Here is a 12,388-nt window from a genome sequence, read left to right as displayed (position 1 = left end):
AACACTCAGAACAGTCGACCTCGTCCTGAGCGTTCAACTCGGGGTACGCGAACGTAGGACACGCGCGTTCCGAACGTAGGACACGCGCGTTCCGAACGTAGGACACGCGCGTTCTGGAGGTAGGACTCGCGCGTTCTGGAGGTAGGACTCGCGTGGTCAGTCGATGCAGGGCGGGGTCGGTTGGGCGGCGGCGCGGGGGTGCGGGCGAGGGCCGTCGAGGGTGAGGAGGTGGTCGGCGGCGAAGCGGTTGGTGGGGGAGAGGTCGGTGGGAGCAGAGGTGGAGGGAGCGGAGGCGGGAGTGGTGGGTGGGGTGGTGGGAGGTGGGGTCTTGGCGCCCAGGAGTTGGGCGACGAAGGCCTTGACCTGGGTGGGGTCCACGGTCACGACGCTCTGGCCGCGCTCGTTGACGGCACCGACGCCGGTCACCGGGATGGTCGCGAACTCGACGTTCCCGCCCGCGAGCCCGCGCGCCTGACCCGCGAACGTCGCCAGGTCCAGGTTCTCGTCCACCACGACCGACTTGCTCACCGCGTCCAGCAGCCCCGACAGCCGCGCCGGGTCGGCGAGCGTCCCCGCCGACAGCAGCTTCGACATCGCCGCCGACATGAACACCTGCTGCCGCGTGATCCGCCCCAGGTCACCGTTCGGGATGCCCTTGCGCTGCCGCACGAACGCCAGCGCGTCCCCACCGGAGATCGACTGCACGCCCGCCCGGAAGTTCGCACCCGAGTCCGGGTCCGACGTGGCCTGCCTCAGGCACACGTCCACACCCCCGATGACCTCCGTGAGCAGGTAGAACCCGTACAGGTTGATCTCCGCGTAGTGGTCGACCCGCACCCCGGTCAACTCCTGCACCACCTGCACCAACGCCCGCCGCCCGGCCTGGTCGCCCGCCTTGGAGCGCTCCGTCAGGTCGGACGTGCCCGAGGCCGCCAAGCGCTCCATGGTCAAGAACTTGGTCACCCCGTACGCGGAGTTGATCTTCTCCTGGCCGTGGTCGGGAATGGTCACGTACGTGTCGCGCGGGATCGACACGGCGTGCGCCTTGCTGCCGTCGCGCGGCACCCGCATGACGATGATCGTGTCCGTGTTGAGCGTGTCCGTCGCCTCCGTGCGCAGCTCCCGCAGCACGTGGTCCGGCAGCGGCACGCCTTGGGCGTCGGTGCGGCTGTCGCTGCCGACCAGCAGGATGTCGGTCGCGCCGTCGTTCGCGGGCGGCGCGTTCGGCACGTCCGACAACGCGGTCAGCACGTCCGTCGTGTTCACGCTCTCCTGCACGCGCTGCAACGTCGACCAGCCGTACCCGGCCGCCGCCAGCACGGCCGCGGACAGCAGCGCGACGAGCACGCGTCCGGCGATCACCGCAGCCTTCACCGGCGTTCCTCCTACGAATGGGTGTCCGATCAGGCTAGCCACCTGCGGCCGGTCGGACGTCCGGGTTCACCAGGAGGTGGTGTTCAGTTGACGCAGACCACACCGTCGGCGGTGATCGGCGGGGTGGAACTGGTCGTGGGCGCGATCCGGGTGCCGGTGACGTCGACCGACGCCGGGTCGGACTGGTCCGGCGGCGCGTAGTCGGCGCCGGCGTACACCAGAACCTGCCCCCTGGGCACGGAGTCGTCCTCGACGGCCTCGGCGTTACCGCCCATGGCCGAGATCACCCTCTCGGCGCTCGACCGCTCACCCGGCGCGTGCCGGACCGTCGTCGTGTCCGCGTACGGCCCCGAGTCCGCCTCGCCGCGGCGGAACCCCTTCTCCACCAACATTTCCAGCACGCTGGCGGCCAACCGGTTCACCCCGGCCGAGTTGTAGACGTGCACGGTGATCGCCGAGTTCGGCGGCCCGGGCGGGGTCGTGGTGGTGGGCGCGTTCGAGGTGCGCTTGTCGGTCGCCAGGCCCTTGATGAAGTCCCGCACCTGCGCCGGGTCGACCGGCAGCACGTTGCCGTCACCCCACGTGTCCATCGGCTCGCCGACCGGGATCGTGCGGAACTGGATGTTGCCGCCCACCAGGCCCTGCATCTGCTCGGCGAACTCGGTGATGTTCCAGCCCTCGCTGAGCACGACCGACTTCTTCACCGCCGTGACGAGCTGTTCGAGCTTGTCGAAGTCGGTCAGCGTGCCGGTGGACAGCACCTTGCGGGCCAGCGCGCCGATGAACACCTGCTGCCGCACGATCCGGTCCAGGTCGCCGCCGGGCAGCCCGCCGCGCTGCCGCACGAACGACAGCGCCTTCGCGCCCTCGACGGTCTGCCGACCCGCCGGGAAGTCCGCGCCCGAGTCCTGGTCGCGGGTGGGCTCGTTCAGGCACACCTCGACGCCGCCGAGCGCCTTCGTGACCTCGTAGAAGCTGGCCAGGTTGACCTCGGCGTACCGGTCGACGGTGACCGAGCCGCCGGTCAGCCCCTCGATCGTCCTGATCAACGTCTTGCGGCCGGCCAGCGTCGACTCCAGCTCGATGCGGGCCTCGCTGGTCACGCCCTCGTTGCGCAGCTTCTGCGCGGTCTCGTTCTTCTGCCTGGCCAGCGCCGAGTTCAGCTTGTGCTGGCCGAATCCGTCCGCGATCTCCACGTACGCGTCGCGCGGGAACGAGATGGCCACCGCACGCGTGCCGTCCTGGGGGATGTGCACCAGGATCATCGTGTCGGTGTTCAGCGTGCCGTCCGCCACACCGCCGTTGAGCAGCGCCAACACCTCGTCCGACAGCGGGTTGCCCTGCGCGTCGGTGCGGCTGTCGACACCCACCAGGAGGATGTCGATCGCCCCGTCGAGCGGCTTGCGGGCCACCCCGTCGGCGTCCTGGGTGACCGAGGAGGCGATGACGTCGGTGGTGGTGATGTCCTCGTCGAGGTCGCTGAGGTAGTACCAGCCGTACCACGTGACGACGAGCACAGCCGCCGACAGCAGCGCCAGCAGTGAACGCGCGGTGAGCGCGAGAGCACGGAACGCGGTCGACCCAGCGGCCGATCCGGGCGGACTGGAGTCCACTGCCTGCCTCCCCCGTGTGCTCAGGCGTGCCTGGTCGAGATTAGTGGCGCGACCACCTATCGCGCCGCACATTCCTCTTATACGGGAGACGCTGTAACAACCAGGTGGGTTGCACAGAAGGTGCTCGTGACAGACTGCGATGAGCAAGGCCATCAGGAGGGCATGGAGCATGCGGGTACTGGTAACGGGCGGAGCCGGGTTCATCGGGTCGCACTACGTGCGGGAGATGGTGGGGGGCGCCTACCCGGCCTACGCCGACGCCGAGGTGGTGGTGCTGGACAAGCTCACCTACGCCGGCAACCAGGCCAACCTGGCGCCGGTCGCGGACGACGAGCGGCTGACCTTCGTCCAGGGCGACATCTGCGACCGCGAGCTGGTCGCCGACCTGATGAGCCGAACGGACGTGGTGGTGCACTTCGCCGCCGAGTCGCATGTGGACCGTTCGATCTCCGGGTCGGCCGACTTCGTGCTGACCAACGTGCTGGGCACCCAGACGCTGCTCCAGGGAGCGCTGGAGGCCGGTGTGGCGAAGTTCGTGCACGTCTCCACCGACGAGGTGTACGGCACGATCGACGAGGGCTCCTGGACTGAAGAACACATCCTGGAGCCGAACTCGCCGTACTCGGCGTCCAAGGCGTCGTCGGACCTGCTGGCCCGTTCGTTCTTCCGCACCCACGGGCTGCCGGTGTGCGTCACCCGGTGCTCGAACAACTACGGTCCGTACCAGTTCCCCGAGAAGGTCATCCCGCTGTTCGTCACCAACCTGGTGGACGGCAAGAAGGTGCCGCTGTACGGCGACGGGCTCAACGTCCGCGACTGGCTGCACGTGGACGACCACTGCCGGGGCATCCAGCTCGTGCTGGAGGGCGGCCGCGGCGGCGAGATCTACAACATCGGCGGCGGCACGGAGCTCACCAACCGGGAGCTGACCGAGCGCCTGCTGGAGGCCACCGGGCGCGACTGGGACTCCTCCGTCGAGCCGGTGACCGACCGCAAGGGCCACGACCGGCGCTACTCGGTCGACATCACCAAGATCGCCACCGAGCTGGGTTACGCGCCGCGGGTCGACTTCGCCGACGGCCTGGCCGCTACCGTGCAGTGGTACCGGGACAACCGGTCGTGGTGGGAGCCGCTCAAGCAGCGCGCGGCCCTGGCCGGCTGATGGCGCTCGCACTCCTGGTGCCCGGCGGCCGCGGCCAGCTCGGGCGGGACGTCGCGGCCGCGGCGCCCGGCGACGGGCTGGTGCACGCGCCGTCGTCGGCCGAGCTGGACCTGACCGACGGCTCGGCGGTGGCGGACGCGGTGGCCGTGTTCGCCGCGACCGCGCGTGACGCCGGGTTCCGGCCCGTGGTCGTGAACGCGGCCGCGTACACGGCGGTGGACGCGGCCGAGACCGACGCCGACCGGGCGTTCGAGGTCAACGCGGTCGGCCCGGGGAACCTGGCCACGAGCTGCCGCGAGCACAACGTGCCGCTGCTGCACGTCTCGACGGACTACGTGTTCCCCGGTGACGGCACGCGGCCGTACGAGCCGACCGACGACACCGGGCCGAAGTCGGTCTACGGGCGGACGAAGCTCGACGGCGAGCGGCGCGTGCTGTCCACTTGGGACCGTGCGTGGGTCGTGCGCACCGCCTGGGTCTACGGCGAGCACGGCGGCAACTTCGTGAAGACCATGGTGCGGTTGGCGGGCACGCACGACACGCTGTCCGTTGTGGACGACCAGGTCGGTTCGCCGACGTGGTCGCTCGACCTGGCGAACGGCCTGCTGGAACTGGCGGCCCTGGTGTCGTCGGGCGGCACGCCGGCGCGGGTGCTGCACGCGACCGGCGGCGGCGAGACCACGTGGTGCGGATTCGCCCGCGCGATCTTCGCCGAACGGGGCCTCGACCCGGAGCGCGTGCGCCCCTGCACGACCGCCGACTTCCCCCGCCCCGCCCCGCGCCCGGCCTACTCCGTGCTGTCGGGCAAGGCGTGGGCGGACGCGGGGTTGACGCCGCTGCGGCACTGGCGGGAGGCCCTGGCCGCCGCAGTGCCCCGTATCTCTATCTGATTGCCGCTGCTCCGCAGACGGCGGGCGAGGTCGCGTCGGTCGGGGAATGAGGCGCGAACGAACGGCGTGACCTCGCGGAGGTCAGGCCGGCAGTTCCCTGCGCAGCATGGTTCCGCGCTGGGTGTAGCCGGCGGAGGTGTAGAAGCGGGCGGCGTCCTCGTTGAGGGTCAGGATGCCGGCGTAGAGGACGGACAGGCCTCGTCGTGCGGCGGCTCGTTCCACCTCGGCGAGCAACGCCTTGCCCACGCCCCGGCCGCGATACCCGTCCAGAACGACCGTGTGCACGTCGGCCGACGGGCGTGGCACCGCGATCTGGTGCGCGCGGGCAAGGGCTCTCGGGGATGGTGTTGGGCGCGATGCGCTCGGCGGTGGTGGCGGCGCGGTTGACGTCCCTCCTGGTGCCCCTGAGGCCGCCGGACAAGGCCGCCGAACCCGAGGTGTCGATGGCCGAGTACGCCGCGCGCACGCGACCGGACGGGTTGCCGGCCGACCGGTGGCTTCGGACCCACGTGCGGGCCGGTGGACGGGTCGAGGGCATCGCGTGGTGCTCGTCCACGGTCCAGGCGACCCTCGCGCGGTGGCGGGAGTGGACCGGGTTGCCGTTCGACCGGGACGGGCCGGTGCTCGTGCCCGGCGCGCTCGCCCCGGTGCACGTGTCGACGTCACAGAACGTAGCCGTGTACGTCGAGCCGAACGTCTGGGTCTCCCACCCGCTGCCGACAGGCTAGGCGGCCTGCCAGGTGACGGACTCGGGGCGCTCGGCGGTGGTGAGGAACTCCTTCAGCGCGGTCGCCAGGACCTCCACCGGCACGCCCGCGCCGGCCGGGTAGTCGACGTACTCGGAGCGGTACTCGGGGGACTCCGGGTCGCCCTGCAAGGTCGAGTAGTCGTGCTCCGGGTCGGCGTACGTGAGGTAGCCGTAGCCCTGGTGGACGGTGGCGGCCACGTCGTGGTCCGGGATCTCGGTGGTGCCCGGCGCGCCGAGCAGGCCTTCCGTGTCGGTGATCAACTCCCGGGCCTGGTGCTCGATAACGGCAGGGCCCGCGCCGGGCTCGGCCAGGCGGCTCAGGAGGGTGTCGACGTCCTCCGGCGCGTCGACGGTCATCTCGTCGGCGGAGTCGGCGTCGTTCTCGGCGATGATCGGCCACACAGCCGTGAAGCTCATGGCCGGGATCATCGCAGTGGACGCGTTGAGTGACCACCGGAGGGGTCGGTTGCGCCGTTGGGGTGGAGTAGGTTTATCGCACTGGTCTTGCGCTCGACCGGTGCGAGAACCTTTCCGCCATGTCCGCGCTCGGGCGATCCCCTGAAGCGACCGCACCTCGCCACGAAGGCGAGCGGCAGCGGTTCCTGCGTCGCGTTTGTGCCGTGACCGGCTCACGGCAGATCTCGTGGAGCGTGCTCAAGAACCCCCAGGACCGACAGCCCGGCCATCCCTAGGCTGTGCTCACGGGCCGACCCGGAAGAGGGGGGCGGCCCGACCCGAAACCCATGGCGCGCAACGTCATCGCGCGTGTCAGCGCAGTCCGGCGAAGAACTCGCGGACGTCGCCGACGAGCAGGTCCGGCGCCTCCATGGCGGCGAAGTGGCCGCCGCGGTCGAACTCGGACCAGTGCACGACGGCGTGCTCCAGCTCGACCGTGCGCCGGATCGACACGTCCATGGGGAACACCGCGACCCCGGTCGGCACCGGCGACCGCTCGCTCGCGCTCCACGCGCCGGCGTGCGCCGTCTCGTAGTAGCCGTTGGCCGAGGACCCGGCGGTGCCGGTCAGCCAGTACAGCATCACGTTGGTGAGCAACAGGTCCCGGTCCACCGCGTCCTCGGGCAGCTCGGCGGCCGGGTCGGTCCACTCCTTGAACTTCTCCACGATCCAGGCCAGCTGACCGACCGGTGAGTCGTGCAGCCCGTGCGCCAACGTCTGCGGCCGGGTGATCTGGACCGCCACGTACCCGGCCTGCTCGGTGGTCAGGTAGTCGAGGGTCTCCAGCCGGGCCCGTTCGGCGTCGGTCAGCTCGCCCACCTCGTCCGCGGGGATCGCGGTGAACGCGGAGAGCCCGTTCGCGTGCACGCCGACGACCTTGTCGGGGTTGAGCCTGCCGAGGCCGGGCGAGACGACCGCGCCGGTGTCGCCGCCCTGCGCGCCGTAGCGGTCGTACCCGAGCCGGTCCATCAGCTCGGCGAACGCCCTGGTGACCCGGTTGGTGTCCCAGCCGGCCTCGCCGGTGGGGCCGGAGAACCCGGTGCCGGGGATCGACGGGATCACCAGGTGGAACGCGTCCGCCGGGTCGCCGCCGTGCGCCCGCGGGTCGGTGAGCGGGCCGATGACGTCGAGGAACTCCACGACCGAACCCGGCCAGCCGTGGGTCAGGATCAGCGGCAGCGCGTCCGGCTCGGGTGAGCGCACGTGCAGGAAGTGGACCTGCTGCCCGTCGATCTGGGTGGTGAACTGCGGGTAGGAGTTCAGCCGCCGCTCGTGGACGCGCCAGTCGTAGCCGTCGCGCCAGTACTCGGCCAGGCCCTTGAGGTAGCTCGCCGGCACCCCGCGGCTCCAGTCGGCGCCGGGCAGGTCCGCGGTCCACCGGGTCCGGGCGAGCCGGTCCCGCAGGTCGTCCAGGTCGGCTTGGGGGATGTCGATGGTGAAGGGTCGGATCGCGCCGTTGTCGCTCATGAGGCAACCCTAGGAACCTGCTAGGTCAGGTTCGGTCCTAGGACGGTGGCAGACTTCGAGGCATGTGGGAAACCTCGGCACGGCTGCTGCGACTGCTCTCGCTGCTGCAGACCCGACGTGACTGGTCCGGCTCGGAGCTGGCCGAGCGCCTGGAGGTCACCACGCGCACGGTGCGCCGTGACATCGACCGGCTGCGCGTCCTGGGCTATCCCGTGGACGCCACCGCGGGAACCGCCGGCTACCGGCTCGGCGCGGGCGCGGACCTGCCGCCGCTGCTGCTGGACGACGACGAAGCCGTCGCGGTCGCGATGGGCCTGCGCACGGCCGCCGGTGGTTCGATCACCGGTATCGAGGAGACCTCGGTGCGGGCGCTGGCCAAGCTCGAACAGGTGCTGCCGTCCCGGCTGCGCCACCGGATCAACGCCCTCCAGTCGATGACGGTGCCGATGGCCAACGCCGGCCCCACCGTCGACCCGGGCACCCTGACCGCCATCGCCGCCGCCTGTCGCGACTCGCTGCGCCTGCGCTTCGACTACCGCACCCACGACGGCACCGTCGGCGTCCGCACGATCGAGCCGCACCGCCTGGTGCACGCGGGCAGGCGCTGGTACCTCGTCGGCTGGGACGTCGACCGGCAGGACTGGCGCACCTACCGGGTCGACCGCCTGGAGCCGCGCACGCCGACCGGCCCCCGGTTCACCCCGCGCACACCGCCCGACCCCGACCTCGGTGGCTACACCTCACGGGCGATCTCCACGTCCGCCTACCGGTACCGGGCCAGGTTCACGCTGCACGTCGGCGTGGAGGTGGCGGCGGAGCGGATCGCGCCGACCACGGGGGCGCTGGAGCCGATCGACGAGCGCAGCTGCACGCTGCGGGCCGGGTCCGACTCGCTGGACGAGCTGGCCATCTACGTCACGACGAAGGGGTTCGACTTCACCGTGCACGAACCGCCGGAACTGGTCGAGCACGTCCGGGCGCTGGCCGCCCGGCTGGCCGACGCCACCGCCACTGCCACCGCCACCCCGACGGCTCCGGTCACCGCCCCGCAGCACGCCGGTAGGCCGCGACCGTCTTCTCCGCCGTCCGCCGCCACGTGAACTCCGCCGCGTGCGTCCGCCGCGCCGCCTGGTCGGCGGCCGTGGGCGGGGCCTCGACGGCGTCGACCATGGCCGTCGCCAAGGCCTCCACGTCACCGACCGGCACGTGCACCGCGTGCCCACCGGCCACCTCGCGCAACGCCGCCACGTCCGTGCACACCACGGGCACGTTGCAGGCCAACGCCTCCAGCACGGGCAGCCCGAACCCCTCGTCGCGGGACGGCAGCACCAACGCCGCCGCGCCCGCCACGACGCTCCTGAGGTCCACGTCGTTCAGGTAGCCGGTCCGCAGCACGCGATCGTCGGAGCCGGCCACGTGCGGCCCGGCCAGCACCAGCGGCGGCAACGAGGGCCGGGCGGCGTGGGCGGTCAGCAACGTCCCCAAGCCCTTGCGCGGCCCGCCCGCGCCCACGAACAGCAGGTACTCCGACGGCAGCCCCAACCGGGCGCGCAGCGCGGGCGACGGCGACCGGGCGGCGAACCAGGCCGGGTCGACGCCCAGCGGGGTCACCACGATCTTCGACTCCGGCACGCCCAACCGCTCCATCACCACCTCGGCCACCGCACGGGTCGGCGTGCACACGACGTCCGCCCGCGTCGCCGACTTCTGCACCAGTTCGGGCAGCCGGCGGTCCGACGGCGGCAGGTCGCCGGGCGTGTCCAGGAACGCCAGGTCGTGGATGGTGGTCACGCCGCCGGCCCGCAGCACGGGCGGCAGGATGAAGTTCGTCGCGTGCATGACGTCGGTCGGCCCGGCCAGGAACTCCACCGGCGGGAACGGCATCCGCAGCCAGAACTGGCGCAGCAGCCGCGCCGACACCGGCAGCCCGCGCGCCACCACGTCGTGCGGCAGCACGGTCCGCAGCGCACGCCACCCGCGCAACGTGAACGCGACCGCCCGGACGTCCACCTCGTCCAGCATCGACGCCAGCTCCTCGGCCAACGCCGCGGTGTACCGGCCGATCCCGGTCCGCTGCCCGAGCAGCGGGGTGCCGTCGATCAGCACCCGCAACGGCCTAGCCACGGCCGCGCAACTTCTTCAGCACCCGGCCGGTCGCCCGGCGGGCCACCTCGCCCGCGCCACCGGCGGTCATGTACTCCTTGACCAGCGCCACGTCCCGCTGCACCTTCTCCAGCCGCCCGAGCGGCCGGTTGGCCACCATGAACGACGAGCCGGGCAGGCGGTCCGCGGCCGGCCGCGGGTTGCGGCAGAACGCGGTCAGCGGCGCGAGCACGTTCTCCCAGGTGAACCGCTCCCGCACGGCCGCGATCCGCTCCACGCAGGCGGCGGCGAAAGCGGTGTCGTACATGACCTTCTCCAGCGCGTCGGCCAACGCGTCCGGGTCCTCCGACGGCACCACGACCCCGAGGCGCTCCCGGCGCACCAGGTCGGCGAACGAGTCGCCGTCGGTGGTCACGATCGGCAGCCCGGCCCACAGGTAGTCCAGCACCCGCGTCCGGAACGCGAACGTCGTCTCCACGTGCTCGTAGTGCGTGGTGACGCCCGCGTCCGCGTCGAGCAGCCAGTTCTGCCGGTCGTGGTAGGGCACCCAGGTCTCGTTGAAGAACACGTGCTCGCCGGCGAGGCCGAGCCGGTCGGCCAACGCGCGGGTCTGCCCGGCGATGTCCATGTCCGGCACCTCGGGGTTGGGGTGCTTCATGCCCAGGAACACCAGCCGCACGTCCGACCGGCGCCTGCGCAGCCGGTCCACCGCGTGCAGCAGGGTCAGCGGGTCGAACCAGCTGTAGACGCCGCCCGCCCACAGCACGACCTTGTCACCGGCGTCGATGCCCAGGGTGGAGCGCAGGCCCGGCCCGGTGCGCTGCGGCGGCTTGCCCGCCAGCCCGAACGGCGCCTCGGCCAGCAGCGAGCGCGTGGTCGGGTCGTTGTCGTACAGCGACGGGGTGATGCGGCCGATCGCGGTCAGGTGGCCGAGCCAGAAGTGCCGTTGCCGCTCGGAGGCGCACAGGAAGAAGTCGCCGCGGCGCAGCTGGTTGTCGATGATCCGGGTGACGCCGACCAGGTCGAGCTCGCGCTGCTCGTCGGTCGAGTCCTTGCCCTGCTCCAGCAGCTCCAGGTGCATCGGGTCGTAGATGTCGCAAACGACGATCTTGGTGTTGCCGGGTTCCTTGAGGAAGCCCAGGTTCTCCAGCACGTGACCCTGGAGCACGATGATGTCGGCCCACTTGGCGTGCTCGACCAGCTCGCGCGGCGCGGCGCGGTCCACCGGGAACGACGACTCGGGCGGCGCGCACAGCGCGTTGATCGTGACCAGCCGGACGTCGTGCTCGCCGGACAGCACGTCGGCCATGTTCCACGCCCGGATCGCGGGGCCCGCCATCTTGTCGGAGATGGCGTCGCCGGTGACCACCAGCACCCGCCGGGGCCGGCCGAACACCTCTTCCAGCCCGAACACCTCGACCAGCACGTCGTGCGCGGCCAGGTAGCGGGGCAGCGGGTAGGCGGGTTCCATCGCCTTGCGCATCAACGGCACCAGGTCGGCGTCGGTCAGCCGGCGCGCGGCCTGCTCGGCCTGGCGGGACTCGGCCAGCGACGGCAGCAGCTCCACGAACTGGTCGATCGCGAGGAACCCGGCCAGCGCCTGCCGCGACACCGGCACCGGCGCGCGGTCGTCGGCGGGGTCGTCCGGGCGGCGGGTGATCTCCAGCTGCGTGGCGTCGAGCTCGCCGCGCGCGGTGGCCCGGCGGACCACCAGGGCCAGCGCCGCGGGCAGCACCTTGGCCAGCGTCTCGTCGGAGAAGTTCTTGTACAGCGAGGCGAGGGCGTTGCGCTCCAACAGGTACAGCTCGCGGCTGGTGTCCACGGTGGACATCGACGCGTGGTGCTTGTGGAAGGTCAGGGACGTGGGCACGTACCGGACGCGCCAGCCGCGCAGGTTCATCCGCCAGCCGAGGTCGACGTCCTCGTAGAACATGAAGAACCGCTCGTCGAACCCGCCGAGCTCGCGGAACACCGCGGTGCGCGCCACGAGCGCCGAGCCGGTGCCGAACAGCACGTCGCGCGGTGTGTCGTGGGAGCCGTCGTCGGGCTGCCCCGCGTGCCGCTTGTAGCCCATGCCGAACCAGGTGAGGCCGCCGTCCACGAAGTCGATCTCGCGGCCGTCCCAGTCGAGCACCTTGCTCGCCACCGCGCCGACGGCGGGCTCGGCGCGCAGCACCGCCACCGCCTCGCGCAGCCACCGGGGGTGCGGGCGGGCGTCGTTGTTGAGGAACGCGACCACCGACCCGCGCGCGCCGCGCACACCCAGGTTGCAGCCGCCCGCGAAGCCAAGGTTGCCCGGGGCCTCGACCACCTCGGCGTTCGGCGCGGCGGCCCGGACGCGGTCCGCGCTGCCGTCGCCCGAGGCGTTGTCGACCACGATGACCTGGAGTTTCTCCGCCGGGTAGTCGAGGTCGCCGAACAACGCGCGCAGGCAGGTGATGGTGTCGTCGGCGCCGCGGTAGTTGACCACGACCACCGAGACCACAGGCAGGGTCCCTTGCTCCACGGGCTAACTCTGCCTCATCACGCTCCGCAGCGTGAGGTCAAGGTGCCCTACGCCTCGGCGTCGGGCCCG

11 protein-coding genes are annotated in these 12,388 nt (G+C 71.7%); 4 read left to right on the top strand and 7 right to left on the bottom strand.

Annotation, left to right across the window (positions count from 1 at the left end):
* Positions 1-156 precede the first annotated feature (156 nt).
* Both AB0K14_RS32755 and AB0K14_RS32750 read right to left on the bottom strand, forming a co-directional pair.
* The gene (locus AB0K14_RS32755; protein ID WP_360452219.1) at positions 157-1,374 is read right to left on the bottom strand and encodes an LCP family protein; all 1,218 of its coding nucleotides are present in this window, start codon (positions 1,372-1,374) and stop codon (positions 157-159) included.
* A gap of 83 nt (positions 1,375-1,457) precedes the next feature.
* Positions 1,458-2,987, bottom strand: coding sequence for an LCP family protein (locus AB0K14_RS32750; protein WP_360452221.1), 1,530 nt, complete (start codon positions 2,985-2,987; stop codon positions 1,458-1,460).
* A gap of 169 nt (positions 2,988-3,156) precedes the next feature.
* Between AB0K14_RS32750 and rfbB the strand changes: the two genes are divergently transcribed.
* On the top strand, positions 3,157-4,149 hold the full coding sequence (gene rfbB / locus AB0K14_RS32745; RefSeq protein ID WP_360452223.1) for a dTDP-glucose 4,6-dehydratase: 993 nt from the start codon (positions 3,157-3,159) through the stop codon (positions 4,147-4,149).
* Positions 4,149-5,039, top strand: coding sequence for a dTDP-4-dehydrorhamnose reductase (gene rfbD / locus AB0K14_RS32740; protein WP_360452225.1), 891 nt, complete (start codon positions 4,149-4,151; stop codon positions 5,037-5,039). Before rfbB ends, rfbD begins: the two co-directional genes overlap by 1 nt.
* 81 nt (positions 5,040-5,120) lie before the next feature.
* On the opposite strand, the gene AB0K14_RS32735 is transcribed toward rfbD, so the two are convergent.
* On the bottom strand, positions 5,121-5,345 hold the full coding sequence (locus AB0K14_RS32735) for a GNAT family N-acetyltransferase (protein WP_360452227.1): 225 nt from the start codon (positions 5,343-5,345) through the stop codon (positions 5,121-5,123).
* A 50-nt stretch (positions 5,346-5,395) separates the two neighbouring features.
* Between AB0K14_RS32735 and AB0K14_RS32730 the strand changes: the two genes are divergently transcribed.
* Positions 5,396-5,767, top strand: coding sequence for a hypothetical protein (locus tag AB0K14_RS32730; RefSeq protein ID WP_360452229.1), 372 nt, complete (start codon positions 5,396-5,398; stop codon positions 5,765-5,767).
* Here the strand turns inward: AB0K14_RS32730 and AB0K14_RS32725 are convergent.
* Entirely contained in the window at positions 5,764-6,204 is a 441-nt protein-coding gene (locus AB0K14_RS32725; protein WP_360452231.1) for an Imm1 family immunity protein, read from the bottom strand. The genes AB0K14_RS32730 and AB0K14_RS32725 overlap by 4 nt on opposite strands.
* A 351-nt stretch (positions 6,205-6,555) precedes the next feature.
* Positions 6,556-7,710 (bottom strand): epoxide hydrolase family protein, encoded by a 1,155-nt coding sequence (locus AB0K14_RS32720; RefSeq protein WP_360452233.1) that lies wholly within the window; start codon positions 7,708-7,710, stop codon positions 6,556-6,558.
* Between the two features lie 62 nt (positions 7,711-7,772).
* Here AB0K14_RS32720 and AB0K14_RS32715 point away from each other — a divergent pair, with 62 nt between their 5' ends.
* The gene (locus tag AB0K14_RS32715; RefSeq protein WP_360452235.1) at positions 7,773-8,810 is read left to right on the top strand and encodes a WYL domain-containing protein; all 1,038 of its coding nucleotides are present in this window, start codon (positions 7,773-7,775) and stop codon (positions 8,808-8,810) included.
* Here AB0K14_RS32715 and AB0K14_RS32710 read toward each other — a convergent pair.
* Positions 8,749-9,834 carry a glycosyltransferase family 1 protein gene (locus tag AB0K14_RS32710; RefSeq protein ID WP_360452237.1) on the bottom strand — a complete coding sequence of 362 codons (1,086 nt, stop codon included), beginning with the start codon at positions 9,832-9,834 and terminating at the stop codon, positions 8,749-8,751. The genes AB0K14_RS32715 and AB0K14_RS32710 overlap by 62 nt on opposite strands.
* Positions 9,827-12,319 (bottom strand): glycosyltransferase, encoded by a 2,493-nt coding sequence (locus tag AB0K14_RS32705; protein ID WP_360452239.1) that lies wholly within the window; start codon positions 12,317-12,319, stop codon positions 9,827-9,829. The genes AB0K14_RS32710 and AB0K14_RS32705 overlap by 8 nt, the downstream gene beginning before the upstream one ends.
* Positions 12,320-12,388 lie beyond the last annotated feature (69 nt).

The organism is Actinosynnema sp. NPDC050801 (genome assembly GCF_040673975.1).
In the GTDB taxonomy this organism is placed as follows: Bacteria; Actinomycetota; Actinomycetes; order Mycobacteriales; family Pseudonocardiaceae; genus Actinosynnema.
This window is presented reverse-complemented; position numbering and strand designations above follow the sequence as displayed.

Excerpts from the sequence above, each read along its gene's own strand:
- AB0K14_RS32730 (WP_360452229.1), top strand. The coding sequence starts at position 5,396 with ATGCGCTCGGCGGTGGTGGCGGCGCGGTTGACGTCCCTCCTGGTGCCC.
- AB0K14_RS32715 (WP_360452235.1), top strand. The coding sequence starts at position 7,773 with ATGTGGGAAACCTCGGCACGGCTGCTGCGACTGCTCTCGCTGCTGCAG.
- AB0K14_RS32720 (WP_360452233.1), bottom strand. The coding sequence starts at position 7,710 with ATGAGCGACAACGGCGCGATCCGACCCTTCACCATCGACATCCCCCAA.
- rfbB (WP_360452223.1), top strand. The coding sequence starts at position 3,157 with ATGCGGGTACTGGTAACGGGCGGAGCCGGGTTCATCGGGTCGCACTAC.
- rfbD (WP_360452225.1), top strand. The coding sequence starts at position 4,149 with ATGGCGCTCGCACTCCTGGTGCCCGGCGGCCGCGGCCAGCTCGGGCGG.
- AB0K14_RS32725 (WP_360452231.1), bottom strand. The coding sequence starts at position 6,204 with ATGAGCTTCACGGCTGTGTGGCCGATCATCGCCGAGAACGACGCCGAC.